We start from the raw sequence: 25,952 nt of genomic DNA on the forward strand, positions 1-25,952 counted from the left end.
CCGTGGTCCCGAGCCCCCGGTCCCTAGCCCCCCGGCGAGGCCATCAGCCCTTCTTGACTTCCTTGACTTCCGCGTCGACCACGTTGTCGTCCGCTTCACGTGCACCGCCGGAAGCGGAGCCCTGCGGGCCGCCTTGCGCGCCGCCTGCGCCTGCGCCTGCGCCGGCACCGGCCGCCTGAGCGGCCTGCGCCGCTTGCAGGTCGGCGTACATCTTTTCGCCGAGCTTCTGGCTTGCGGTCATCAGTGCGTTGGTCTTTTCCTCGATCTGACCCTTGTCCTCGCCGGCGAGCGCCTGCTCGACTTCCTTGAGGGCTGCCTCGATCTGCTCCTTTTCGCCGGCTTCGAGCTTGTCGCCGTGCTCGGCCAGGCTCTTGCGGACGCTGTGCATCAGGGCTTCGCCCTGGTTGCGGGCCTGCACCAGTTCCAGCTTGCGCTTGTCCTCGGCGGCATTGAGCTCGGCGTCCTTCACCATGTTCTGGATTTCCTCCTCGGACAGACCCGAGTTGGCCTTGATGGTGATCTTGTTCTCCTTGCCCGTGCCCTTGTCGCGGGCGCTCACGTGCAGGATGCCGTTGGCGTCGATGTCGAAGGTGACCTCGATCTGCGGCAGTCCGCGCGGCGCCGGCGGGATGCCCTCGAGATTGAACTCGCCCAGCAGCTTGTTGCCCGTTGCCATCTCGCGCTCGCCCTGGAAGACCTTGATGGTCACCGCGGGCTGGTTGTCGTCGGCGGTGGAGAAGGTCTGCGCGAACTTGGTCGGGATGGTCGTGTTCTTCACGATCATCTTGGTCATCACGCCGCCAAGGGTCTCGATGCCCAGCGACAGCGGGGTGACGTCCAGCAGCAGCACGTCCTTGCGCTCGCCGCCCAGCACCTGGCCCTGGATGGCCGCGCCCACGGCGACGGCTTCATCGGGGTTGACGTCCTTGCGCGGCTCGCGGCCGAAGAACTCCTTGACCTTCTCCTGCACCTTGGGCATGCGGCTCATGCCGCCCACCAGGATCACGTCATGGATGTCGGACACCGACACGCCGGCGTCCTTGATGGCGGTGCGGCAGGGCGCGATGGTGCGCTCGACCAGCTCATCGACCAGGCTTTCCAGCTTGGCGCGCGTGAGCTTGATGTTCAGGTGCTTGGGACCGGAGGCATCGGCCGTGATGTAGGGCAGGTTGATGTCGGTCTGCGAGCTGTTGGACAGCTCGATCTTGGCTTTTTCGGCAGACTCCTTCAGGCGCTGCAGCGCGAGCACGTCCTTGGACAGATCGACGCCCTGTTCCTTTTTGAACTCGCCGATGATGTAGTCGATGATGCGCTGGTCGAAGTCTTCGCCGCCCAGGAAGGTGTCGCCGTTGGTCGAGAGCACCTCGAACTGCTTCTCGCCATCGACGTCGGCGATCTCGATGATCGAGATGTCGAAGGTGCCGCCGCCCAGGTCGTACACGGCGATCTTGCGGTCGCCCTTTTCCTGCTTGTCCAGGCCAAAGGCCAGCGCCGCGGCCGTGGGCTCGTTGATGATGCGCTTGACCTCGAGGCCGGCAATGCGGCCGGCATCCTTGGTGGCCTGGCGCTGCGCGTCGTTGAAGTACGCGGGCACGGTGATCACCGCCTCGGTGACCGGCTCACCCAGGTAGTCCTCGGCCGTCTTCTTCATCTTGCGCAGCACTTCGGCACTCACCTGCGGCGGCGCCAGCATCTTGCCCCGCACCTCGACCCATGCGTCGCCATTGTCGGCGCGGGCGATCGAGTAGGGCATCAGGTTGATGTCCTTCTGGACTTCCTTTTCCTCGAACTTGCGGCCGATCAGGCGCTTGACCGCATAGAGGGTGTTCTTGGGGTTGGTGACCGCCTGGCGCTTGGCCGAGGCGCCCACGAGGATCTCGCCGTCTTCCTGGTAGGCGACGATCGAAGGGGTGGTGCGGGCACCTTCGCTGTTCTCGATGACCTTGGGGCTGTTGCCCTCCATGATCGCGACGCACGAGTTCGTGGTGCCGAGGTCGATGCCGATGATTCTTCCCATGTGTGTTCTCCTGGATGCTGTGGGGTGTGCTGGCGTCTAGCTGGTGGCGACGCGCCGATGTTTCAAGCCGTGACTCATTGCGAGGCGGTAACCGTCACCAGCGCGGGACGCAGCACCCGCTCGGCGATGGAATAGCCTTTCTGCAGCACCGTCACGACGGTGTTCGGCCCCTGGTCGCTGCCCTCGGGCAGCGGCACGACGGAGATCGCCTGGTGCTGGTGCGGGTCGAACCTGGTGCCTCCGGGCGGGGCAATTTCGAGGACCTTGTGCCGCTCCAGGGCGGTCTTGAGCTGGCGCAGCGTGGCCTCGGCGCCTTCGCGGATCTGCTCTGGCGTGGCGTCCTTGATCGCCAGGCCCGCCTCGAGGCTGTCGGCAACCGGCAGCAGGCTTTCGGCAAAGCTGTCGACGGCGAACTTGCGGGCCTTGGACACCTCTTCGTCCGCGCGGCGGCGGGTGTTCTGCACATCCGCCTGGGCTCGCAGGTACTGTTCGGAGAGTTCGGTGTTCTTGGCCGCGAGTTCGGCGACCCGCGCCTGCAGCGACTGGATCTCGGCCTGCAGCTGTGCGTTTTCGGCTTCGTTGGCCAGCTGCGCCGCCTCGCGCTCTTCCGGGCTGACATCCTCGGGCAGGCCGTCGGGATCGAAGGTGGGTTCGGTTCGTTGTTCGGACATTGGTTACGGATGCGCAAGCAACTTGCTACAGGATGGAGTCCGCAGCAGCTTGGGGGCACGCCAGCTCATTTCAAGCGCGAGCCCAGGAAAATTCGGCACGCGGGCGTGCCCCGGGGCGCAGCCGGCCCCGCCAGAGCCGCCCGGGCGACAGGCGTCAGCGGGTGCCCAGCAGCTCGACGTCGAACTTCAGCGTGGCATTGGGCGGAATGACGCCGCCGGCACCGCGGGCGCCGTAGCCCAGCTCGGGCGGAATGATGAGGGTGCGCTGACCGCCCACTTTCATGCCGGCGACGCCTTCGTCCCACCCGCGGATGACCATGCCGGCGCCCAGCGAGAACTCGAAGGGGTCGTTGCGGTCGCGGCTGGAGTCGAACTTGCGGCCCTGCTGGCCGTTCTCGAACAGCCAGCCGGTGTAGTGCACGCGCACCTGCTGGCCGGCGCGCGCTTCGGCGCCCTGACCTTCGGTCGTGTCTTCGTACTGCAGGCCGGAGGGAGTGGTGTTCATGCTGGTTTTCCTTGGCAAAGCCGGCCAGTTTAGCCGTGCAAGCCGGGGGCGGAGGGGCCGCACACGGCCTGCCGCGGCGGGCGTCAGGGCGCCGGCGCCTGCTTCTTCCGTGCCTTGGCGGGCGACCAGCGGGTGGCAAACCCCTGCAGTTCCGCGAGCCGTCGCACCAGGTCGGTGCCGGTCGCCGTGAGGTGGTAGCCCTCGCCCTCGTGGGCGAGCAGGCCGGCTTCACGCAGTTCCTTGATGCGGGTGTTGAGCGTGTTCGGCGTGATGCCGCCGACGCTGTCCTGCAGCAGGCGGAAGGTCTGCGGATGGCCGTCGCGCAGGGCCCACAGCACGCGCAGCGCGTACCGGGCCTCGAGCAGCGCAAGCAGCTGGGTGATGGCGGCGTTCTCCTTGGAACTCATGCGTATCGGGTCTCCGGGCCAGGCGAGGCTGCCCGGCGGCGCCCAGTGTACGCAGATGATGCTACATAAACAATAGCGAAAGAGCCGTGCTAGCCGGGCTGCATGTGGCGCAAGACGCCTGGCACAGCGGTCCGTCCGCGCCCCAGCGGCCCTGCCCGCACTGCGCCGCGCTGCCGCCGCGCCCTTACGTAACGCTCAGAGATAGACCTTCTTGAGCAGACGGATCAGCGTCTTCATCTCTGCCGTACTGAGGCGCCCGGCCGCCTCGGCTTCGAGCGCGGCGGCCGTGCGTTCGGCGTCCTCGGCCAGTTTCCGGCCCGCGGGAGTCAGATGCAGGCCCATCGCGCGGCCGTCCCGCGGATGGGGGTGTCGCTCCACGAGCTCGCGCTTTTCGAGGGTGTTCACCAGCCCCACCAGGTTGGGCGGCAGGATGCCCAGGCTGGCGCAGAGCTGGCGGGAGGTGATGCCCGGGTTGTGATGCACCAGGGACAACACCGAGAAATCGACCGGGCGCAGGCCGAAGGGAGTCATGCGTTCGACGAAGACCTCGATCACGGCCAGCGCGGCGCGGCGCGCGTTATAGCCGAGCAGGCCTTCCAGGAAGCCGGTGTCGACCTGCTCGACGCAGGGAAGATCGGAGCGCGGGACCATGGGCGTCAGGCGGTGCGGTCGTCGAGCATCGACAGGCGCATCGACAGCTCCGGCAGGATCCAGCGGCCGAAGGCCTCGGCCGGCAGGCGCCAGCGCGGCTGCGCGGCTGCGCCGTGCCGTGCGACGCGCGACCAGGCCCACCCCATCAGCACCAGCGCGGTGGCGCGCAGGAAGTCGCCGGCGACCCAGTAGGCGTGTTCGGGATCGGAGCGGGCGCGCTCGGTCACGGCGGTGGTGGCGGCCCGCAGGCGCTGCACAGACGCCAGCAGCGGTGCGTCGCGCGCGGCGTCCAGGTCGCCCGCCAGCCGGTCCAGCACGGCGCCCAGCGACGCGCCGCCATCGGGCAGCACCTTGCGCACCAGCAGGTCGATCGCCTGGATCTCGTTGGTGCCCTCGTAGATCATGGCGACGCGGGCGTCGCGCACGATCTGCTCGATGCCCCACTCGCGCACGTAGCCATGGCCGCCGAACACCTGCAGGCAGTCGCTCGCACCATGGAAGCCCTGCTCGGTGAAGGCCGACTTGAGCACCGGCGTGAGCAGGCTGCACCACTGCTGCGCCGCCTCGCGGCGCGTCGGATCGGGGTGGCTGCGTGCGAGGTCGAGCTCGATGCCGGTCTGATAGGCCAGCACACGTCCGGCGTCTACCCAGGCCTGCTGCGTCTCCAGGATGCGGCGCACGGCGGGGTGTCCCGCGATGGCGTCGGCCGGCTGGCTCGCGTCACGCGGACCCGGCACCCGCATCTGCCGGCGCTCGGCCGCATAGCCGCGGGCCAGTTGCAGCGCGGCGTCGAGCAGGCCCACGCCCTGCAAGGCGACGTGCAGGCGGGCCGCGTTCATCATCACGAACATCGCGGCCAGTCCGCGGTGCGCCTCGCCCACGAGCCACCCGGTCGCTTCGTCGAAGCGCATCACGCAGGTGGGGCTGCCGTGCAGGCCCATCTTTTCCTCGATGCGCTCGCAGTGGGCCGCGTTGCATTCGCCGTCCGGCAGCAGCTTGGGCACCAGGAACAGCGACAGCCCCTTGGGCCCGGCGGGCGCATCTGGCAGGCGCCCCAGCACCAGGTGGACGATGTTGTCGCTGAGGTCGTGCTCGCCGCCGGAGATGAAGATCTTGGTGCCGGACACGCGCACGCTGCCATCGGCCTGGGGCGTGCCGCGCGTGCGCGCGAGGCCGAGGTCGCTGCCGGCGTGCGGCTCGGTCAGGCACATGGTGGCCAGCCACTCGCCGCTGGCGATCTTCGGCAGGTATTGCGCCTTCAGTGCGTCGCTGCCGTGGTGGCGCAGGCATTCATAGGCGCCGTGCAGCAGGCCGGGCGCCATCGTCCAGCCGTGGTTGGCGGCGCTGAGCCATTCGTACAGCACACCCTCGACCACCCAGGGCAGGCCCTGGCCGCCGTCCTCGGGCGCGCAGGACAACGCCGGCCAGCCGGCCTGCCAGAAGGACCGGTAGGCCTGGCGGAAGCCGGGCGGCGTCTCGACCCGGCCGGCCTCGAAGCGGCAGCCGGGCGCATCGCCGGTCGCCCGCAGCGGCGCGACCACGCCGCCGACGAAACGCGCCGCCTCCTCGAGCACCTGCCCGAGCAGTTCGGGGTCGGTGCGCTCGTCGCCGCAGGCGGGGCGCAACTGGCCCGGCGCGTCGAGCACCTCGAGCAGGAGGAAACGGTTGTCGGCGAGGGGCGGCTGGTAGTGCATCGTGCTGCGGCGGAGCGGAGGCGCAAGGCCGTATCAGGAGTCGGCGGTGAAGCCGATCTGCTTGACCAGCGGGCCCCAGCGCAGGTTCTCCTCGCGCTGGCTCTTGTCCATCTCGGCCGGCGTGGAGCCCTGGGCCACCAGGCCCATCAACGCCAGCGAGTCGATGACGCTCTTTTCCTTGAGGGCGGTGTTGATGGCGGCGTTGGCGCTGGCGATCACGTTGGCCGGCGTGCGTGCGGGCGCATAGAAGCCGAACCATTCCTCGGTGGTGAGCTCGGGGAAGCCCTGCTCGGCGTAGGTGGCGACGTCGGGCGTGAAGGGCGTGCGCTGCGCGCCCGAGGTGGCGATGATGCGGATCTTGCCGGCGCGGTGGTTGGCCAGCGCATCGCCGGTGGGCGTGGAAGTGGAGGCGAGCTGGCCGCCGATCATGTCGGCAACCGCCGGCAGCGAGCCGCGGTAGGGCACGTGCTTGAGATCGACCTTGTTGTTCAGGCCGAGCAGCGCACCCAGGAAGTGCGGCGTGCTGCCGGCGGCCGGCGAGCCGTAGCTGGCCAGGTTGGGGTTGGCCTTGGCCCAGGCGAGGTAGTCCTTCACCGTCTTGACGCTCGCCGGCACCATCGGGCCCACCGCCAGCGCGTGCGTCATCACGGCCGCGATGGATACGGGCATCAGGTCCTTGAAGGGGTCGTAGCTCAGGCGGCTGTAGATGTGCGGGTAGATCGCCGTGCAGGAGAAGGGCGTGAGCAGCAGCGTGGAGCCGTCGGGCGCGGCGTTCTTGACCACTTCGCAGGCGATGCGGCCGCCGGCGCCGGGCTTGTTCTCGATCACCGCGGCGTTCTTCGAGTAGGCGGTGCCGCCCATCTTCTCGCCGATGCGGCGGCTGGTGGCGTCGGCCGTGCCGCCCGCCGGGAAGCCGTTGACGATGCGCACCTGCTCGAAGGCCTGCGCGAGGGCGGACAGCGGGAATGCCGAGAGGGCAGCGGCCGAAGCCGCCCATTGGGTGAACTGGCGACGCGTGGTCATGCGGTGGTCTCCGAAGTGTCGTGGTGGTGGTGGTGGAAAGCCGGTGGGCGAGGTGTGCAACTAGCGCGGCGCCATGCGCAGCGCCCCGTCCAGCCGGATCACCTCGCCGTTGAGATGGGCGTTGCCGACGATATGCGCTGCGAGCTGGGCGAACTCTTCGGGTTTGCCCAGGCGTGGCGGGAACGGGATGGATGCGGCCAGCGACTGCTGCACCGCCTCGGGCAGCTCCTGCATGAGCGGTGTCGCGAACAGGCCCGGTGCGATGGTGCACACGCGGATGCCGTGCTGCGCGAGGTCGCGGGCCATCGGCAAGGTCATGCCGACCAGGCCCGCCTTGGATGCGCTGTAGGCCTGCTGGCCGACCTGCCCGTCGAACGCTGCCACCGACGCGGTGAACACCATCACGCCGCGCTCGCCGTCGGCCAGCGGGTCGAGCCGGGCGCAGGCGGCCGCGAACAGCCGCGCGGCGTTGTAGCTGCCCACCAGGTTCACGGTGACCACACGCGTGAAGTCTTCGAGCGGTGCCGGGCTGCCGTCGCGCTGGACGATGCGCTTGGCCGTGCCGATGCCGGCGACGTTCATCAGGATGCGGGCCGGGCCGTGCGCGGCGGCGGCCTGCTCGATCGCCGACTGCAGGCTCTCGGTGCGGGTGATGTCGCATTCGCAGGCGATCGCGCGGCCGGCGCCGTGCTGCGCATTGATGTCGGCGGCCACCCGCTCGGCGCGCTCGCGTTGCATGTCGAGCACGGCGACGCACGCTCCCAGGCGCGCGAGTTCGCGGGCGGTGGCCTCGCCGAGTCCGGAGGCGCCGCCGGTGACGAGGGCGGCCTGGTCCTGGGCGTTCATGGCGTCTTCAGCGGGGCGTGAGGGTGAAGGGAAGCTGGCCGTCGTGGAAGGCCTGCACGAGTGCGTCGCGGTGCTTGAGCACGCTGCGCTGGTTGATCGAGCCCTTGTCGGTGACCTCGCCGAGGTCGATCGAGGGCGGCTCGTGCAGCAGGTGCATGCGCGCGACGCGGCTGGCGCTGCCGGTGCCGGAAGCCGCGAGCGTGTCCAGCACCTGCTGGAAGTGGGCCTGCACCGGCGCGCTCTCGAGCACCTCGCGCAGGGAGGCGTCGGCACCGAGCCCGGCGAGCTGGCGCACCGCCAGGGTGGGGAATATCAGCGCGCCGACTTCCTTGCGGTTCAGGCCCGTGATCACCGCATCCTGCACATACGGGGCGCCGGCCGCGATGATCTTGGCGCGCAGCGGCCCCACGCTCACGAAGGTGCCGGTGGCGAGCTTGAAATCCTCGGCGATGCGGCCGTCGAACTTCAGGCCCTTGTGCGGGTCGGACTCGTCGATCCACAACACGGCGTCGCCGGTGCAGAAGAAGCCTTCCTCGTCGAAGCATTCGCGCGTGGCGGCCTCGTTGCGCCAGTAGCCGGGCGTGATGTTGGGGCCGCGATAGCGCACCTCGGTCTTGCCGTCCACCGGCACCAGCTTCAGCTCGACCCCGGGCGTGGGCACGCCCAGGTAGCCCGACTTCACCTCGGGGCTGGTGACGAACACCGCGAAGGGCGCCGACTCCGTCATGCCCAGGCCGGTGCCCATCACGATGCGCTCGCCGATCTCGCGCTCCTGCACCTCGTGCAGCGCGTCCCAGACCGGCTGCGCGAGCGCTGCGCCGGAGTAGAAGAACATGCGCACGCGCGACAGCAGGTTGCGCCGCAGAACGTCGTCCTGCTTCATGGCGTTGGCGATGGCCTCGAAGCCGGTGGGCACGTTGAAGTAGATCGTGGGGGCGATCTCGCGCAGGTTGCGCAGGGTCTCGCCCATCAACGCCGGCGTGGGCTTGCCGTCGTCGATGTAGAGCGTGCCACCGTTGTAGAGGGTGAGGCCGACGTTGTGGTTGCCGCCGAAGGTGTGGTTCCAGGGCAGCCAATCGACCAGCACCGGCGGCTCCTCGGCCAGCAGGGGCATGCTCTGGCGCATCTGCTGCTGGTTGGCGCACCACATGCGGTGGGTGTTGACCACGCCCTTGGGCAGCTTGGTCGAGCCGGAGGTGAAGAGGAACTTGGCGATGGTGTCGGGGCCGGTGGCCTGCATCGCCGCATCGACCGCGGGCGTTGCGGGCGTGGCGAGCAGCGCCGAGAACGCGGTGGTCGGCCGCGCGAGCTCGCCGGCAGCGAGCACCACCTCGACATCGTCGCCCACCGCCGCGGCGATGGCGCGTCCATAGCGCTGCGCATCGGCTGCAAACACCAGCCCGGGCGTGAGCGTGGACAGGATGTGGCGCAGCTTGTCGTAGTCCTGGCTCACGGTGGAGTAGGCCGGCGAGGCCGGGCACCACGGCACGCCGGCATAGAGGCAGCCGAGCGCGAGCAGGGCGTGCTCGAGGTCGTTCTCGCTCAGGATCACCACCGGGCGCTCGGCCGACAAGCCGCGCTCGAGCAGCGCCTGGCCGATGCTGCGCGCCGCGTGCAGCGCCTCGGCATAGCTGATGCGGCGCCAGGGGCCGCTGCTGCCGTCGGGCTGCTTCTCGCGTCGGGCGATGAAGGTGCGCTGCGGCTCGGTTTCGGCCCAGTGCACGAGGCGGTCGGTCATCCGGTGGGCGTAGGGCTGCAGCTCCTGGTCGGCGCGCACGTAGCGGATGCCCTGCAGGCCTTCGCGCACTGCGACCCGGGTGACGCCGAAACGCAGGGGACGGTAGCGGGGGGCGGAGTTGGCGGTGTCCATGTCAGTCCGCCCGCTTGACCTTGTCGGCCCGCTTCTCGAGGAAGGCGCGCACCCGCTCCTTGGCCTCGGGTGCGCTCTGCGCGATGGCGGCCATCAGCGCTTCGGTGAAGAAGCCCTGGTCGGCCGGCTGTTCGGCGATGCGCGGCAGCGCATGCATGAGGGCGTAGTTCGTCAAGGGGGCGTTCTGCGCAATGCGCTCTGCGAGCTCGAGGGCCTTGTCGAAGGCGGTGCCGGCCGGCACCAGGTACTGGGCGAAGCCGATGCGCTCGCCCTCCTGTGCGTTGTAGACGCGGCCGGTGAGCATCATGTCGGTCATGCGCGCGGCGCCGATCAGCCGCGGAATCCGCACCGCCCCGCCGCCGCCCACGAAGATGCCGCGCGAGCCTTCGGGGAGTGCGTAGAACGTGGACTCGTCGGCCACGCGGACATGGCAGGCGGAGGCGAGCTCGAGGCCGCCGCCGACCACCGCCCCGTGGAGGGCCGCCACCACCGGCACGCGTCCGTACTGCAGGCTGTCCAGCGCCTTGTGCCACATGCGCGAGTGGTGCAGCCCGGCCCCGGCATCGCGCTCCTGCAGCTCGGACAGATCCAGCCCGGCACAGAAGTGCTCGCCGGTGCCGTCGAGCACGGCCGCGCCGACCTCCGCCGGCAGCTGGTCGAAGGTATCGCGGATGGCCAGCACGAGCCCGTCGGAGAGGGCGTTGCGCTTGGCTGCGCGGTTGAGGCGGACCACGGCGACCTGGCCGCGGACCTCGAGCTGGATGTCTTGCGTTGTCATATGAGGGTTTTGCCTGTGGTGGCGATTATTGTTATGTACGATAACCAAATCAAGACCCGATCCCTCTGGGATTTACCCTAGGAAACCCGTCCATGGACCACCACAACCTCATCGCCATCGACATCCACACGCATGCCGAGGTGAGCTGCTGGAACCCTTTCGACAACTACGGCGAGGAGTACGACCGCGCGGCCGACAAGTACTTCCGCTCGAGCCGGCGCCCGACCATCGCCGAGACCATCGCGTACTACCGAGAGCGCAAGCTCGGGCTGGTGATGTTCACGGTGGACAGCGAGGCCAAGCTGGGTCGACGGCGCATCCCCAACGAGGAGATCGCGCAGGCCGCGCGCGAGAACGCCGACATGATGATGTGCTTCGCCAGCATCGATCCGCACAAGGGAAAGATGGGGGCGCGCGAGGCCGAGCGGCTGATCGCGGAACACGGCGTGAAAGGCTTCAAGTTCCACCCCACGGTGCAGGGCTACCACCCTTACGACAAGATGGCGTGGCCGATCTACGAGGTGATCAACGCGCACAAGCTGCCCACGATCTTCCACACCGGCCACAGCGGCATCGGTTCGGGCATGCGCTGCGGAGGCGGGCTGCGCCTGGAGTACAGCAACCCCATGCACCTCGACGACGTCGCCATCGACTTTCCCGACATGCAGATCGTGATGGCGCATCCGAGCTGGCCGTGGCAGGACGAGGCGCTCTCCGTGGCGACCCACAAGCCCAACGTCTGGATCGACTTGTCCGGCTGGAGCCCGAAGTACTTTCCGAAGCAGCTGGTGCAGTACGCGAACACGCTGCTCAAGGACCGCGTGCTCTTCGGAAGCGACTATCCGCTGATCACGCCGGAGCGGTGGATGAAGGACTTCGAGGAGGCGGGCTTCAAGCCCGAAGTGATGCCCGGCATCCTCAAGGGCAATGCGGTGCGTCTCCTCGGTCTCGCATAGCACGCGCAGCACTTCGCAAGCGGGTTTTTCGCGCCCGTTGCCCGGAAGCAGCGGGTGTGTGTAAAGGGTTTTCCGGGGGAACTTGCGCGCTTCTCATTTGTCTGTCGTTCACCTACATTGATGACAGGTGCCGACTGACAGTGGGCAAGCGGGGCCGCAAACCCTGCTGCGCTAAAGTGGGACGCACCAGTGGGCACCGCAATCTGCAGTGCATCACCGTGTAGTTGGAAGGAGGTTCCATGGACGTGATCCGCAACTTCCTGGCGCGTTATGAACAGACGCGCGAGGAGGAGATGTCGCTCGAGGAGTACCTGGATCTGTGCAAACGCGATCCCCTCGTCTATGCAACGGCCGCCGAGCGCATGCTGGCTGCCATAGGCGAACCCGAGGTCATCGACACCCGCCACGACCCGCGCCTGTCGCGCGTCTTCGGCAACAAGATGGTGCGCATCTACCCTGCGTTCAAAGATTTCTACGGTCTCGAAGAGCCCATCGAACAGGTGGTCTCGCACTTTCGCCATGCGGCGCAGGGTCTCGAGGAAAAGAAGCAGATCCTGTATCTGCTCGGTCCGGTGGGCGGGGGCAAGTCCTCGATCGCCGAGCGGCTCAAGGCGCTCATGGAGCAGGTGCCGTTCTATGCGATCAAGGGCTCGCCGGTGAACGAGTCGCCGCTGGCGCTGTTCAACAACGCCGAGGACGCGCCGCTGCTCGAGCAGCAGTTCGGCATCGCGCCGCGCTATCTGCAGCGCATCATGTCGCCGTGGGCGGTCAAGCGGCTGCAGGAGTACGGCGGCGACATCCGCAAGTTCCGCGTGGTCAAGCGCTACCCCTCCATCCTCAAGCAGGTCGCGATCGCCAAGACCGAGCCGGGTGACGAGAACAACCAGGACATCTCCTCGCTGGTCGGCAAGATCGACATCCGCAAGCTCGAGTCCTATGCCCAGGACGACCCGGACGCCTACAGCTACTCCGGCGGCCTGTGCCTGGCCAACCAGGGCCTGCTCGAATTCGTCGAGATGTTCAAGGCGCCCATCAAGGTGCTGCACCCGCTGCTCACCGCCACCCAGGAAGGCAACTTCAAGGGTACCGAGGGCTTCGGCGCCATCCCGTTCGACGGCATCGTGATGGCCCACTCCAATGAGAGCGAGTGGAAGGCCTTCCGCAACAACAAGAACAACGAGGCGTTCCTCGACCGCATCTACATCGTCAAGGTGCCCTACTGCCTGCGGGTCACCGAGGAAGTGAAGATCTACGAGAAGCTGATTCGCAACTCGTCGCTTAAGGACGCGGTCTGCGCGCCGGGCACGCTCAAGATGATGGCGCAGTTCGCGGTGCTCACGCGGCTGAAGGAGCCCGAGAACTCCAGCATCTTCTCCAAGATGCAGATCTACGACGGCGAGAACCTCAAGGACACCGACCCCAAGGCCAAGAGCTACCAGGAGTACCGCGACTATGCCGGCGTCGATGAGGGCATGACGGGCATCTCCACGCGCTTCGCGTTCAAGATCCTGTCGAAGGTCTTCAACTTCGACTCCAACGAAGTCGCGGCGAACCCGGTGCACCTGATGTACGTGCTCGAACAGCAGATCGAGCGCGAGCAGTTCCCGCCCGAGACCGAGCAGAAGTACCTCTCCTTCATCAAGGAGCACATGGCGGCGCGGTACGCCGAGTTCATCGGCAAGGAGATCCAGACGGCCTACCTGGAGTCGTATTCCGAGTACGGCCAGAACATCTTCGACCGCTATGTGACCTATGCCGACTTCTGGATCCAGGACCAGGAGTACCGCGACACCGACACCGGCGAGATCTTCGACCGGGGGGCACTGAACGCCGAACTCGAGAAGATCGAGAAGCCCGCGGGTCTGTCCAATCCCAAGGACTTCCGCAACGAAATCGTCAACTTCGTCCTGCGCGCTCGGGCCAACAACGCCGGGAAGAACCCGGTGTGGACCAGCTACGAGAAACTGCGCACCGTGATCGAGAAGAAGATGTTCTCGAACACCGAGGACCTGCTGCCGGTGATCAGCTTCAATGCCAAGGCCAGCGCCGACGAGCAGAAGAAGCACGAAGACTTCGTCAACCGCATGGTTGAGAAGGGTTACACGCACCGCCAGGTGCGCCTGTTGTGCGAGTGGTACCTGCGGGTGCGCAAGAGCTCGTGACATCCTTGAGGCAGAGGGGCGCCAGTGACGGGGCCGAGCAAAACACCAGGGGAGCGCAACGCGCTCCACCAGATCATCGACCGCAGGCTGTCGGGCAAGAACAAGTCCATCGGCAACCGTGAGCGGTTCCTGCGGCGCTACCGCGAGCAGATCCGCGATGCGGTGCGCAAGGCGGTGGGCGACCGCAGCATCCACAACATAGAGGAAGGCGCCGACATCAGCCTTCCCAAGCGCGACGTCTCCGAGCCGGTGTTCCACCACGGCTCGGGGGGCAATCGCGAGATGGTGCATCCGGGCAACCAGGAGTACGTGCGCGGAGACCGCATACCGCGGCCGCGCGGCGGCGGTGGCGGCAGCGGCAGCGGCGACGCCTCGCCCGACGGCAGCGGCGAAGACGATTTCACCTTCCGCATCACGCGGGAGGAGTTCATGAACTACTTCTTCGACGACCTGGCCTTGCCGCGCCTGATCCGCACGCAGCTGCTGGCCGATGCGCCCGAGTGGAAGACCCGGCGAGCGGGCTTCATCTCCGAGGGCAACCCGACCAGCCTGCACGTGGTGCGCTCGATGCGCGTGGCGCTGGGACGGCGCATCGCCATGGGCGGCGAGGCCCGCCTCGAGTTGCGCCGCGCCGAAGAGCACCTGCGCCTGCTCGAGCAGCGGCCCGACACGCCGGCGGCCGAGATCGACATGCTGCGCGCGGAGGTCGAGGAGCTGCGCAAGCGGCTGGGGCGCGTGCCTTTCCTCGATCCGTTCGACCTGCGCTTTCGCCACCGCATCCGCGAGCCGCTGCCCACCAGCAAGGCCGTGATGTTCTGCCTGATGGACGTCTCCGGCTCGATGGACGAGGCGCGCAAGGACCTGGCCAAGCGGTTCTTCATCCTGCTCTACCTGTTCCTCTCGCGCCACTACAAGCAGACCGACGTGGTGTTCATCCGCCACCACACGCAGGCGGCCGAAGTGCAGGAGGACGAGTTCTTCCATGCGACCGAGAGCGGCGGCACGGTGGTCTCGAGTGCGCTGACGCTCATGCACCAGGTGATCCGCGAGCGCTACATGGGCAGCGAATGGAACATCTATGGCGCGCAGGCTTCCGACGGCGACAACTGGCAGCAGGACTCGTCCAAGTGCCGCGACATCCTCGAGAACAAGCTGCTTCCGCTGGTGCGCTACTTCGCCTACGTGCAGGTGGCCGACGAAGACCAGAACCTCTGGGAGGAGTACACCCGCGTGCGCGACGCCAACGCGCACTTCGCCATGCAGAAGATCGTCACGCCAGCCCAGATATTCCCGGTGTTCCGTGACCTCTTCAGAAAGAGCCCGAACGGAGTGATCACATCATGAATGCCGTCCTGCAGCAGCGCCGCCCCCGGCTGCCCGCCGCGTCGGACTGGAACTTCGAGCTGCTCGAGACCTACTTCGACGCCATCCGCCGCACGGCGGAGCGCTACAAGCTCGACACCTATCCGGTGCAGCTGGAGCTCATCTCGGCCGAGCAGATGCTGGACGCGTACGCATCCGTCGGCATGCCGGTCAACTACCGCCACTGGTCCTTCGGCAAGCAGTTCATCTCCAGCGAGAAGAACTACCGCCGCGGCCACATGGGCCTGGCCTACGAGATCGTCATCAACTCCGACCCGTGCATCGCCTACCTGATGGAGGAGAACACGATGCCCATGCAGGCGCTGGTCATGGCCCACGCCTGCTTCGGACACAACTCGTTCTTCAAGGGCAACTATCTGTTCCGCATGTGGACGGATGCGAGTTCGATCATCGACTACCTGGTCTACGCCAAGGGCTACATCGCCGACTGCGAAGAGCGCCATGGCCTGGAGGCGGTGGAGGAGGTGCTCGATGCCTGCCATGCCCTGATGAATTACGGCGTCGATCGCTATCGCCGCCCGCAGAAGATCTCCATGGTGGAGGAAGAGCAGCGGCGCAAGGAGCGCGAGGCCTATCTGCAGCAGCAGGTGAACGATCTCTGGCGCACCCTGCCGCGCACGCCCGGCAAGCAGCAGCGCAAGGAGCACAAGCGCTACCCCGAGGAGCCCCAGGAGAACCTGCTCTATTTCATCGAGAAGAATGCGCCGCTGCTCGAACCCTGGCAGCGCGAGATCGTGCGGATCGTGCGCAAGGTCGCGCAGTACTTCTATCCGCAGCGCCAGACGCAGGTGATGAACGAGGGCTGGGCCACCTTCTGGCACTACAACCTGCTCAACACCATGTACGACGAAGGCCAGCTGGCCGACGGCTTCATGATCGAGTGCCTGGCTTCGCACACCAACGTGGTGTTCCAGCCGCCGGTGACCGACCCGCGTTACTCGGGCATCAATCCGTACGCGCTCGGGTATGCGATGTTCACCGACCTGCGCCGCATCTGCGAGCACCCCACGGCGGAAGACCGCGAGTGGTTTCCCGACATCGCGGGCAGCGACTGGCTCAAGACGCTGGACCATGCCATGCGCCACTTCAAGGACGAGAGCTTCGTCGGCCAGTTCCTCTCGCCGCACCTCATGCGCGAGTTCCGCCTCTTCTCCATCGTCGATGACGCTTCGCGCAAGGAGCTCGAAGTGGCCGCGATCCACGACGAGACGGGCTACCGGCGGGTGCGCGAGGCGCTCTCGCGCCAGTACGACCTGAACTTCCGCGAGCCGAGCATCCAGGTCTGGAACGTCAACCTGCGCGGCGATCGATCGCTCACGCTGCGCCACGTGCGCCAGAACGACCGTCCGCTCGACAACAGTGCCGAAGAGGTGCTCAAGCACGTGGGGCGGCTGTGGGGTTTCCGGGTGCGCCTGGAGAGCGTGGACAGCCATGAGCGCGTCCTGCAGCACTGGGAAGTCACCCCCATTCCGCACGGCTGAGCCTCGCGCCTGAGCTGCCGCGCAGGCTCGGGGGGCGCGCTCCTGCTGAGGCTGAGGCGGCGTCTGACTGGCGATGTAGGTTGACGCTGACGTAAGCGTTCCGCGCTGAAGCACAGCATTGAGGTCTCAGAAATCAACGGGAGACACAATGAGCAACACGCGCAGCCGCCACCGCCTCCCGGGCTCTTTCAATCGTTGAGGCGGCCCATGCAGGCAGTCATCCTTGCTGGCGGCTACGGCACCCGCATCAGCGAAGAAAGCGCAGTCCGTCCCAAGCCCATGGTGGAGATCGGCGGGCGTCCGATCCTCTGGCACATCATGAAGATCTACCTGGCCCATGGGATCAGCGACTTCGTGATCTGCTGCGGCTACAAGGGCCACGTCATCAAGCAGTTCTTCCGCGACTACGCACTCGATGGCGCCGACGTGCGCTTCGACATGCGGGAGAACACCACCACGCTGCTGCGCACCTCCAACGAGCCCTGGCGTGTCACCCTGGTCGATACCGGCCTGGAGACCATGACCGGCGGGCGCCTGCGCCGTGCAATGCCCTACCTGACCGACGGGCCGTTCTGCTGCACCTATGGCGACGGCGTCGGCAATGTCGATATCCGGGCCCTGGTCGCCTTCCACAAGGCCCAGGGTACGCAGGCTACCGTCACGGCCGTGCAGCCGCCGGGCCGCTTCGGTGCCTTCACCCTGCACGCGGACAGCGCGCGCATCGGCAGCTTCAAGGAGAAGCCGGGCGGCGATGGAGCCTGGATCAACGGCGGCTTCTTCGTGCTCGAGCGCGAGGTGCTGGGGCTCATCGATGGCGACGACACCGTTTGGGAGCGTGAGCCGATGGAGCGCCTGGCCGCCGCCGGCCAGCTCTCGGCATACCGCCACGAGGGGTTCTGGCAGCCCATGGACACCCTGCGCGACAAGCAGACCCTCGAAGCGATGTGGACCAGCGGCCGCGCGCCCTGGAAGCTCTGGTAAGGAGGACTCGGCGATGATCTTCACCCCCACGCCCCTGGAAGGCGCCATGCTGGTCGTGCCCGAGCGCCGCCAGGACGCGCGCGGCTGGTTCGCGCGCATCTACTGCGAGAAGGAGTTCGCCGAGCGCGGGCTGCCCGAGCGCATGGTGCAGACCAACCTCTCGCTCACCCGCAACGCCGGCACCATGCGCGGCATGCACTTCCAGAAGGCGCCCCACGCCGAGGACAAGCTGGTGCGCTGCGCCCGCGGCGCCATCTGGGACGCCATCATCGACCTGCGGCCGCAGTCGCCGACCTACTGCCAGTGGTTCGGAGCCGAGCTCAGCGAAGATAACGGCCGCATGCTGCTGGTGCCCAAGGGCTTTGCGCACGGATTCGTCTCGCTCACCGACGACGCTGCCGTCACCTACCAGGTCTCGGCCTTCTACACGCCTGAGGCCGAGGGCGGCCTGCGCTGGGACGATCCGGCCTTCGGCATCGAGTGGCCCGTGCCCGTGCGCGACGCCTCCGACAAGGACCGCAGCTGGCCCCCCTTCCAGCGGGAGGTTCAATGATCCTCATCGACAAGGCGCTCGAACAGCGCGCCCGAGAGGGCCGCCCCATCCGCATCGGCCTGGTGGGCGCAGGCTTCATGGCCCGCGGGGTCGCGCTGCAGATCGCGCTGTCGGTTCCGGGCATGCGGGTCGCCGCCATCGCCAACCGCACGCTCGAGACGGCCGCACGGGCGTACCGTGAGGCTGGCCAGGAGGGCGTACGCACCGTGGAGTCGGTGGCTGCGCTGGAGCAGTGCATCCAGGCGGGAACGCCCGCCATCACGCAGGATCCGCTGCTGCTGTGCCGCGCCGAAGGCATCGATGCCATCGTCGAAGTCACCGGCACCATCGAGGAGGCCGCCGCGGTCACGCTCGAGGCCATCGGCCACGGCAAGCACGTGGTCCTCATGAACGCCGAAGTGGACGGCACCGTCGGACCGATCCTCAAGACCTATGCCGACCGCGCTGGCGTGGTGCTCACCAACGCCGACGGCGACCAGCCCGGCGTGATGATGAACCTCTATCGTTTCGTGCGCGGCATCGGGGTCAAGCCGGTGCTGTGCGGCAACATCAAGGGCCTGCACGACCCCTACCGCAACCCGACCACGCAGGCCGGCTTTGCCAAGCAGTGGGGGCAGAACCCGTCGATGGTGACCTCCTTCGCCGACGGCACCAAGATCTCCTTCGAGAACGCCATCGTCGCCAACGGCACCGGCATGCGCGTGGCCAAGCGCGGCATGCATGGCCCCACCGTCCCCGCAGGCACGCCGATCCAGCAGGCGGTGGAGCTGTATCCGCTGCAGGACCTGGTCGAGGGGCCTGGCATCGTCGATTACGTCGTGGGCGCCATGCCCGGGCCGGGCGTGTACGTGCTGGGCACGCACGACCATCCGCAGCAGCGCCACTACCTGGACCTCTACAAGCTGGGCAAGGGGCCGCTCTACTGCTTCTACACGCCCTACCACCTGTGCCACTTCGAGGTGCCCAACACCGTGGCGCGCGCGGTCCTGTTCGGCGACGCCGCGCTGACGCCGCTGGGAGCACCGCTGGTCGAGGTGGTGGCGACCGCCAAGACCGAGCTGCGCGCCGGCGCCGTGCTCGACGGCCTGGGCTGCTACATGACCTATGGCCTGGCGGAGAACGCCGACGTGGCGCGCCGGCAGAACCTGCTGCCCATCGGACTGGCCGAAGGCTGCCGCCTCAAGCACGACATGGCGCGCGACGAGGTGCTGACCTTCGACGACGTCGAACTGCCTGCGGGGCGTCTGGCCGACCGGCTCTGGCGCGAGCAGATGGACCGCTTCTTCCCCCAACTTTCTCCCTGCACGAGGAACGCATGAAACTGCTCGTCACCGGCGTCGAAGGCTACATCGGCTGCCTGCTCGCTCCGTATCTGCAAGCCCGCGGCCACGACATCGTCGGCCTCGACACCGGCTACTACCGCGACGGCTGGCTATTCAGCGACCGCAGCCTGGTGCCGGGCTTTCCGCGCACCGTCAACCGTGATATCCGGCAGGTCGGCGCCGAGGACCTGCAGGGCGTCGATGCGGTGGTGCATCTTGCGGAGCTGTCCAACGACCCGCTGGGCGAGAACGTTCCCGAGCTCACCTACGAGATCAACCACCAGGCCTCGCTGCGCCTGGCGGAGCTCGCGCGTGAAGCCGGCGTGCAGCGCTTCGTCTACACCTCCTCGTGCAGCGTCTATGGCGTGGCCGACGGCGGCGCGCCCATGACCGAGGAGTCGCCGACCAATCCGCAGACCGCCTATGCGCGGTGCAAAACCTTCGTCGAGCGCGACGTCGGCGCGCTCGCCGCCGACGGCTTCTCGCCGACTTTCCTGCGCAACGCCACCGCCTATGGCGCCTCGCCGCGCATGCGCTTCGACATCGTGCTGAACAACCTGTGCGGCATCGCCGCCACCAGTGGCCGCATCGCCATGACCAGCGACGGCACGCCCTGGCGGCCGCTGGTGCACGTGCTGGACATCTGCGAGGCGGTGGCCTGCGCACTGGAGGCGCCCCGTGATGCCGTGCACAACCAGGTCTTCAACGTCGGTCACGACGCCGACAACTACCAGGTGCGCGAGATCGCGCAGATCGTGGCCGAGGTGTTTCCCGGCTGCGAGCTGAGCTTCGGCCAGGCGGGCGCCGACAACCGCAGCTACCGCGTGAGTTTCGCCAAGATCCACGAGCAGCTGCCGGGCTTTCGCTGCAGCTGGGACGCGCGCCGCGGTGCGCGCCAGCTGCACGAGGTGTTCAGCCGCATCCAGCTCGACGCGGCGCTGTTCGACTCGCGGCCTTTCACGCGGCTCAAGCAGCTGCGCTACCTCAGCCAGAGCGGCCAGCTCGACGAGCGCTTCTACTGGAAGCACTGAGCCCCGGAGAACGCACGCGTGTACCGGGATTCCATGCAGGGCGCAGCGCCCCACCAGCCTCGCATCGTGTTCGCCCTCATGTCGGCGGTTGCGCCGGCGGCCGGAGTGGACCAGCTGGTGCGGGCGCTGGCCCCGCACACGGTCCTGGTGCACCACGACTTCAGCCAGCAGCCGGAGTTCCGCCTCACGGCACCCAATGCCGTCTTCGTGCCCGAGCCGGTGCCCACCGGCTGGGCGGTGTTCGGTTTCGTCGATGGCATCTTCCATACGCTTAGGCACGCGCTGGCCGAGCACGATTTCGATTACCTCCAGCTGCTCAGCCCGAGCTGCCTGCCGATCAAGCCCATGGCGCAGTTCGAGCAGCACCTGTGCGGCCCCGCCGACGCGCACTTCGATTGCATCGATCTGCTGGACGACGTCGATGCGCTGATGTCGGTGGGCTACCGGGCGTTCACGCCCGAGGGCAGCCTGCGTCACCGATTCACGCGCCGACTCACCTGGACCTACTTCGGCCGCGAGCATGCACGGCGCGACGAGGCCGGCATCTGGATCCGAAGCGGCGGGCGCTCCGGTGTCCTGCCCAAGCTCGCGCTCGGCACCATGCGGGCGGTGAGCCGGCCCGCCCTGGGCCGGCACCTGTTCGACCGCGACTTCCGCCCGTACTACGGCTCGGTGTGGTTCGGCGCGCGACGTTCGGTGCTGCGCTCGCTGGTGGACGGCTTCGACCGGCAGGGCGTGCGCGCCTACTTCAGCCGGCTGCGCATCGCCGAGGAGTTCCTGATTCCGACCCTGCTGATGCAGGCCGGCGCGAGCAAAGGGCCGATCAACCACTACGTGCACCGGTTCAACGAGGCGCATCCGGGCTTGCTGCTCGAGGAGCACCTGGAAATGCTGCGCGGCCAGCCGGCCTTCTTCGCGCGCAAGTTCCCGGTCGATGTCGATGCGCGGGTGCGCCAGCGGGTGCTGCAGGAGTTGTGCACCGGCGGCGCACCGGGCGCCGGTGAATCCGTCGCTGCGCCTGCGCCCCTCGAGCAGCACCCGGCGCGTGGGCCAATCGCCGCCGAGCCGGTCGCCGACGCCGCGGCGGCAGCCATGATCAAGGGCCGGGCGATCGGGCGCGCCTGAAGGTGCGCGGCAGCCTGGCCGGCAGGGCGTTGCGCCGCAAGTTTGAACGTCCTCGTACCTTGCGCGGCAGCTCGTCGTGTCTGCGCCTTTCCTGCGCCTTCCTGCGCCGGTGCTTCCCCTGCGTCCTAGCGCGGCTCGCGGACCGGCGCCGTCCGGCCGCGCGCGGTGGTGTTTCCGCTTTCCAGCCAGGAGGCGAACAGCACCAGCGCAGCCGCCAGGAACACCATGCCGCCGGGCACCCACATGATGAGCCCGCCCAGCTGCTGGTCTTCGAGCGCGGTGAGGCCCCAGGCCTGGGTGCGCCCCTCGTAGACGGGGTACCAGACGCGGCGCGAAAACGTGAGCAGCGCGCCCAGGGCCGAGGTGTGCAGCAGCGTCGTGAACAGATAGAAGATCGCGGCCCCCTCGCGCTCGCGTCCCCCGCGTCCCTGGAACAGCGCCCACCAGAACACCAGCGACGCCAGCAGGAAACTGGTGTGCTGAAGATCGTGTACCCACTGGTGGCGCACCGCGGCGTCGAACAGCACGGGCACGTGCCAGCCCCACAGGATCACGGCGTGCACCCACCAGGCGGTGAGCGGCCGCGTGGTGATACGCATCGCCCACTGCAGCCCGAGCCCGCGCGCCAGCTTCGCGGCGCCGGGACGCCAGGCCGCGGGCAGGCCCCACACGAGCGGCCCGAGCGGGCGGCTGAGGACCAGCAGCGGCGCCGCCACCAGCAGCACGACTTCGTGCTGCACCATGTGCGCCCAGAACAGCACTTCGCCGAACGCATCGAGCGGCGACAGCAGGGACGCCCCGAGCGCCAGCCATCCGGCGACGAAGCAGCCGGCCTGCGCGAAGCTCACGCCGGCCCCCCACCGTGCCTGCCCCCACAGGCGCGCGATGCCACCCACCACCAGCAGACCCGGCAATCCCCACAGCAGCCACAGCCAGAGCTGGTCGCTCCACGCGTGCCAGAGGTCATGGCCCTCGAGCCCGGCCACCAGGTGCGCGCGGGCAGGAAGCGCAAGGCAGCCCAGCGCCGCCAGTGCGGCGCCCGTCCTCAGGCGCCCGCACTGCGGCGTGCGTGGGACCGGCGGTGCTGGGGGACGACTGTTCCGGCGGGGCATTGCGCTGCAGAGGAATGCGTGCGGTACGAAAGGGGGCGCCGAGGAGGCGAAGCCGATCATTGTGCGAGCGCCGAGCGCGACAGGCCGTAGGAGAGTGGCGATTGCCGCGCCTTGCCGTGGCGGTGGAGGCCCCGGCGCACACCCACCGACGGGCGGGGCCACGCGATGGTGAGGCGCCAGCCGTGCACGAGGCGCGACCGGGGGAGGGCCCACTCAGTTATCGGTGCCGGCGTTCGGAAAGAACAGCCGTTCGCCACCGATGCGATAGGCGGAGATCGCCTGCTGCCCTTGCGGCGAAACGATCCAATCGACGAACTTCTGCGCCTCGGCCGCCTTGACGTGCGGGTGCTTGTTCGCGCTCACGGCCATCACGCCGTACTGGTTGAACAGGCGCTTGTCGCCTTCGACCAGAACGGCGAGGTCGGCGCGGTTCCTGAAGTTCAGCCAGGTCGCACGGTCGGCGAGTGCGTAGGCGCTGCTCGAGGCGGCGATGTTCAGCGCCGGACCCATGCCGCAGCCGCACTCGCGGTATCCGACGGTCTTGCCGGCCTCGAGGCCGGCCTGTTTCCAGTAGCGCAGCTCCGCGGCATGGGTGCCGCTCTTGTCGCCGCGGGAGATGAAGGTCGAGCCGGTGGTCGCGACCCTCCTGAAGGCCTCCTGGATGTCGGCCCCCGAGGCGCGCGCCGGGTCGGAGCGGGGGCCCACCACGACGAAGTCGTTGTACATGACCGGGTGGCGCCGCGCCGCGAACCCGTCCGCGACGAATCTCTCCTCGGCCACGCGGTCGTGCACGAACAGCACGTCGGCGTCGCCGCGTCGCGCCATGTCGATCGCCTGGCCGGTTCCGACGGCCACCACCTTCACGTCGATGCCCGTAGCCTTCTTGAACGCCGGCAGCAGGTGGCCGAACAGGCCCGACTGTTCCGTGGAGGTGGTTGACGCGACGACGATGCTGGACTGGGCGTGCGACCAGGTGGCAGCTGCGAAGCTCAGTGCGGCGATGCAGAAGGCGCGGGCGAAATGCATGGTGTGTTGCTGCCCGGTGTGAGGCAGGGATGAGCGGCAGGGGTGAGGGACAGGGACCGCATGCTAGGGCCCGCATGGCGCGAGCGACTCGGGACTTGCGAGCTATGAACGCGCCAGCATAGAGCTGCCGCGGCGACGACGCCGGCGGTGGGCGGACCAGCAAAAAGGCCCGCGATAGCCGCGGGCCTTGCGTCGTCGGGTGAGGCGTCAAGCGCCAAGCGCTCAGGCGCCGCCCCAGACCTCCTGTGCGGTCTCGATCACCAGCCGCAACTTGGTGCGCTGGGCCTCGACGGCGATGTTGTTGCCGTGCACGGTGCTGGAGAAGCCGCACTGCGGCGACAGCGCCAGCTGTTCCATGGGCGCGTACTTCGCCGCTTCGTCGATGCGCCGCTTGAGCGCATCCTTGCTCTCGAGCTCGCCGAACTTGGTGGTGACCAGTCCGAGCACCACGGTCTTGCCGGCCTTCAGGTAGCGCAGCGGGCGGAAGTCGCCCGAGCGCTCGTCGTCGTACTCCAGGAAGAACGCGTCGATGTTCATCTCGGACAGCAGGGCCTCGGCGACCGGCTCGTAGTTGCCGGCTGCCGCATGGGTGCTCTTGAAGTTGCCGCGGCACAGGTGCATGGCCAGCAGCATGCCTTCGGGCTTGCGCGCGACCACCTTGTTGATGAAGCCGGCATAGCGGTGCGGCAGCTCGTTCGGGTCGTCGCCGCGCTGGCGGGCCGCCTCGCGCATCTTCTCGTCGCACAGGTAGGCGAGGTTGGTGTCGTCCATCTGCACGTAGCGGCAGCCGGCGTCGTAGAGCGACTGCAGCTCGTCGCCGTAGGCCTTGGCCACATCGTCGTAGAAGGTGGGGTCGAGCTCGGGATAGGCCTCGCGGCTGATGCCGGCGCGGCCACCGCGGAAGTGCAGCATGGTGGGCGAGGGGATCGTCACCTTCGGCGTGCAGCCGGCAGCCACCTGCGACTTCAGGTACTCGAAATCGGCCTTCTGGATGTCCTTGGCGTGGCGCACCTTGTCGGTCACGCGGATCACCGGCGGCGCCAGCTCCTCGCTGCCGTCGGGCTTGCGGATGGTGACCGGCACGTCGGTCTTGACGCCCCCTAGCTGCTCGAGGAAGTCGATATGGAAATAGGTGCGGCGGAACTCGCCGTCGGTGACGCTCTTGAGGCCGACGTCCTGCTGGAACTGCACGATCTCTGCGATGGCCTTGTCTTCGACGGCGCGCAGCTGCTCGGGTGAGATCTCGCCACGGGCCTTCTGTTCGCGCGCGTCGAGCAGGTACTTGGGCCGCAGGAAGCTGCCGACGTGGTCGTAGCGGGCAGGGAGTTGCTTCATGATTGTGTCGTCCTCGTTGTGTGTGCCGGGCGCGATATTAGCGGCTGGCTGCAGTGCCAGCCGTGGCTACAGGTCCAGCACGAGCACCGCGCTTTTCGCGCGCGAGCAGCAGGGCGTGAACTGGTCGTTGCGCTCCTTTTCCTCGTCGGTGAGGTACAGGTCCCGGTGGTCGCACTCGCCTTCGAGCACGCGGGTCAGGCAGGTGCCGCACACGCCCTGCTCGCAGGAGACCAGGATCTCCACGCCCTGCTCGTGCAAGGCGCTGGTGACGCTCTTGTCGGCGGGGATGGTGTAGGTCTTTCCGGTGCTGGCCAGGCGCACCTCGAAGGCGCCGTCGCCCGCGGTGTCCTGCGGCGCGGCGCCGAAGTATTCCAGGTGAATGCGGTCGGCCGGCCAGCCGCGCGCCTTGGCGGCCTGCACCACGAAGTCGATGAAGCCCGCAGGGCCGCAGACGTACAGGCGCGTGCCGGCCGGCTGCGCGGACAGCACCGCAGGCAGGTCCAGCTTCTGTGCGGCGTCGCCGTCGTCGAGGTGCAGCCGGGTGCGCTCGCCGAAGGCGGTGACCTCGTCGCGGAAGGCGGTGCGCGCGAGCGAGCGCGTGCAGTAGTGCAGCTCGAAACTGGCGCCGGCCGTGGCCAGCCGCTGGGCCATGCACAGCAGCGGCGTGATGCCGATGCCGCCGGCCAGCAGCAGGGTGTGGGGGGCGTGCTCCAGGGGGAAATGGTTGCGCGGCTCGCTCACGGTGATGCGGTCGCCCGGCTTCACGCGCTCGTGCATGGCGACCGAGCCCCCGCGCGAGGCCGGGTCGCGCAGCACCGCGATGCGGTAGCGGTGCTGTTCGGTCTGGTCGTTGCACAGCGAGTACTGGCGCACCAGCCCGCCGGGCAGGTGCACGTCGATGTGCGAGCCGGCACTGAAGGCCGGCAGGGGCCCGCCGTCGGCGCGTGCGAGTTCGAAGCTGTCGATGCCCTCCGCCTGCGGCGTGCGGCTCACTACGGTCAATTCCATGGTTCCCATTCCAGG

22 protein-coding genes and 1 pseudogene are annotated in these 25,952 nt (G+C 68.1%); 9 read left to right on the plus strand and 14 right to left on the minus strand.

Annotated elements, in window-relative coordinates; genetic code table 11:
- Nucleotides 1-43: 43 nt before the first annotated feature.
- The 10 genes and pseudogenes from dnaK to WG922_RS12860 all read right to left on the minus strand — a co-directional run.
- A pseudogene (dnaK, locus tag WG922_RS12815) lies at nt 44-2,029 on the minus strand (molecular chaperone DnaK); the annotation flags it as partial.
- 62 nt (nt 2,030-2,091) lie between these two features.
- Nucleotides 2,092-2,688, minus strand: a complete 597-nt coding sequence (grpE, locus tag WG922_RS12820) for a nucleotide exchange factor GrpE (protein WP_340283048.1) — start codon at nt 2,686-2,688, stop codon at nt 2,092-2,094.
- A gap of 154 nt (nt 2,689-2,842) precedes the next feature.
- Entirely contained in the window at nt 2,843-3,193 is a 351-nt protein-coding gene (locus tag WG922_RS12825; RefSeq protein ID WP_340283049.1) for an FKBP-type peptidyl-prolyl cis-trans isomerase, read from the minus strand.
- 83 nt (nt 3,194-3,276) lie between these two features.
- The gene (locus WG922_RS12830) at nt 3,277-3,600 is read right to left on the minus strand and encodes a winged helix-turn-helix transcriptional regulator (RefSeq protein ID WP_340283050.1); all 324 of its coding nucleotides are present in this window, start codon (nt 3,598-3,600) and stop codon (nt 3,277-3,279) included.
- 195 nt (nt 3,601-3,795) lie between these two features.
- Nucleotides 3,796-4,251, minus strand: a complete 456-nt coding sequence (locus tag WG922_RS12835) for a MarR family winged helix-turn-helix transcriptional regulator (protein ID WP_340283051.1) — start codon at nt 4,249-4,251, stop codon at nt 3,796-3,798.
- 5 nt (nt 4,252-4,256) lie between these two features.
- On the minus strand, nt 4,257-5,945 hold the full coding sequence (locus WG922_RS12840; protein WP_340283052.1) for an acyl-CoA dehydrogenase: 1,689 nt from the start codon (nt 5,943-5,945) through the stop codon (nt 4,257-4,259).
- 33 nt (nt 5,946-5,978) lie between these two features.
- A complete protein-coding gene (locus tag WG922_RS12845) occupies nt 5,979-6,968 on the minus strand; it encodes a Bug family tripartite tricarboxylate transporter substrate binding protein (protein WP_340283053.1) in 990 nt (329 codons plus the stop codon).
- A gap of 60 nt (nt 6,969-7,028) precedes the next feature.
- A complete protein-coding gene (locus WG922_RS12850; protein WP_340283054.1) occupies nt 7,029-7,814 on the minus strand; it encodes an SDR family NAD(P)-dependent oxidoreductase in 786 nt (261 codons plus the stop codon).
- A 7-nt stretch (nt 7,815-7,821) separates the two neighbouring features.
- The gene (locus WG922_RS12855) at nt 7,822-9,684 is read right to left on the minus strand and encodes a feruloyl-CoA synthase (protein WP_340283055.1); all 1,863 of its coding nucleotides are present in this window, start codon (nt 9,682-9,684) and stop codon (nt 7,822-7,824) included.
- 1 nt (nt 9,685) lies between these two features.
- The gene (locus WG922_RS12860; protein ID WP_340283056.1) at nt 9,686-10,462 is read right to left on the minus strand and encodes a crotonase/enoyl-CoA hydratase family protein; all 777 of its coding nucleotides are present in this window, start codon (nt 10,460-10,462) and stop codon (nt 9,686-9,688) included.
- 92 nt (nt 10,463-10,554) lie between these two features.
- Between WG922_RS12860 and WG922_RS12865 the strand changes: the two genes are divergently transcribed.
- The 9 genes from WG922_RS12865 to WG922_RS12905 all read left to right on the plus strand — a co-directional run bounded on the left by WG922_RS12865 (nt 10,555) and on the right by WG922_RS12905 (nt 21,456).
- Nucleotides 10,555-11,418: an amidohydrolase family protein gene (locus tag WG922_RS12865; RefSeq protein ID WP_340283057.1), complete on the plus strand. Its 864-nt coding sequence runs from the start codon at nt 10,555-10,557 to the stop codon at nt 11,416-11,418.
- Nucleotides 11,419-11,657: 239 nt separating this feature from the next.
- The gene (locus WG922_RS12870; RefSeq protein ID WP_340283058.1) at nt 11,658-13,580 is read left to right on the plus strand and encodes a PrkA family serine protein kinase; all 1,923 of its coding nucleotides are present in this window, start codon (nt 11,658-11,660) and stop codon (nt 13,578-13,580) included.
- A 24-nt stretch (nt 13,581-13,604) separates the two neighbouring features.
- Nucleotides 13,605-14,924, plus strand: coding sequence for a YeaH/YhbH family protein (locus tag WG922_RS12875; protein WP_340283059.1), 1,320 nt, complete (start codon nt 13,605-13,607; stop codon nt 14,922-14,924).
- The gene (locus WG922_RS12880) at nt 14,921-16,444 is read left to right on the plus strand and encodes a SpoVR family protein (RefSeq protein ID WP_340283060.1); all 1,524 of its coding nucleotides are present in this window, start codon (nt 14,921-14,923) and stop codon (nt 16,442-16,444) included. The genes WG922_RS12875 and WG922_RS12880 overlap by 4 nt, the downstream gene beginning before the upstream one ends.
- 207 nt (nt 16,445-16,651) lie before the next feature.
- Entirely contained in the window at nt 16,652-17,425 is a 774-nt protein-coding gene (gene rfbF, locus WG922_RS12885; protein WP_340283061.1) for a glucose-1-phosphate cytidylyltransferase, read from the plus strand.
- Nucleotides 17,426-17,438: 13 nt separating this feature from the next.
- On the plus strand, nt 17,439-17,978 hold the full coding sequence (rfbC, locus tag WG922_RS12890; protein ID WP_340283062.1) for a dTDP-4-dehydrorhamnose 3,5-epimerase: 540 nt from the start codon (nt 17,439-17,441) through the stop codon (nt 17,976-17,978).
- Entirely contained in the window at nt 17,975-19,297 is a 1,323-nt protein-coding gene (locus WG922_RS12895) for an NAD(P)H-dependent oxidoreductase (protein ID WP_340283063.1), read from the plus strand. The genes rfbC and WG922_RS12895 overlap by 4 nt, the downstream gene beginning before the upstream one ends.
- A complete protein-coding gene (locus tag WG922_RS12900; RefSeq protein WP_340283064.1) occupies nt 19,294-20,331 on the plus strand; it encodes an NAD-dependent epimerase/dehydratase family protein in 1,038 nt (345 codons plus the stop codon). Before WG922_RS12895 ends, WG922_RS12900 begins: the two co-directional genes overlap by 4 nt.
- An 18-nt stretch (nt 20,332-20,349) precedes the next feature.
- A complete protein-coding gene (locus WG922_RS12905; protein WP_340283066.1) occupies nt 20,350-21,456 on the plus strand; it encodes a hypothetical protein in 1,107 nt (368 codons plus the stop codon).
- A gap of 125 nt (nt 21,457-21,581) precedes the next feature.
- Here the strand turns inward: WG922_RS12905 and WG922_RS12910 are convergent, their stop codons facing one another.
- The 4 genes from WG922_RS12910 to WG922_RS12925 form a co-directional block, all read right to left on the minus strand.
- Nucleotides 21,582-22,442: a cytochrome c oxidase assembly protein gene (locus WG922_RS12910; protein WP_340283067.1), complete on the minus strand. Its 861-nt coding sequence runs from the start codon at nt 22,440-22,442 to the stop codon at nt 21,582-21,584.
- A 339-nt stretch (nt 22,443-22,781) separates the two neighbouring features.
- Complete coding sequence (locus tag WG922_RS12915; protein ID WP_340283068.1) at nt 22,782-23,594, minus strand: substrate-binding domain-containing protein; 813 nt, start codon at nt 23,592-23,594, stop codon at nt 22,782-22,784.
- A 222-nt stretch (nt 23,595-23,816) separates the two neighbouring features.
- Nucleotides 23,817-24,929 carry a 5-methyltetrahydropteroyltriglutamate--homocysteine S-methyltransferase gene (locus tag WG922_RS12920; protein ID WP_340283069.1) on the minus strand — a complete coding sequence of 371 codons (1,113 nt, stop codon included), beginning with the start codon at nt 24,927-24,929 and terminating at the stop codon, nt 23,817-23,819.
- 66 nt (nt 24,930-24,995) lie between these two features.
- Nucleotides 24,996-25,946 carry a PDR/VanB family oxidoreductase gene (locus WG922_RS12925; protein ID WP_340283071.1) on the minus strand — a complete coding sequence of 317 codons (951 nt, stop codon included), beginning with the start codon at nt 25,944-25,946 and terminating at the stop codon, nt 24,996-24,998.
- Nucleotides 25,947-25,952: the final 6 nt, after the last annotated feature.

Origin of the sequence: Ramlibacter sp. AN1015 (genome assembly GCF_037726105.1) — a bacterium.
Lineage (GTDB): Bacteria > Pseudomonadota > Gammaproteobacteria > Burkholderiales > Burkholderiaceae_C > Ramlibacter.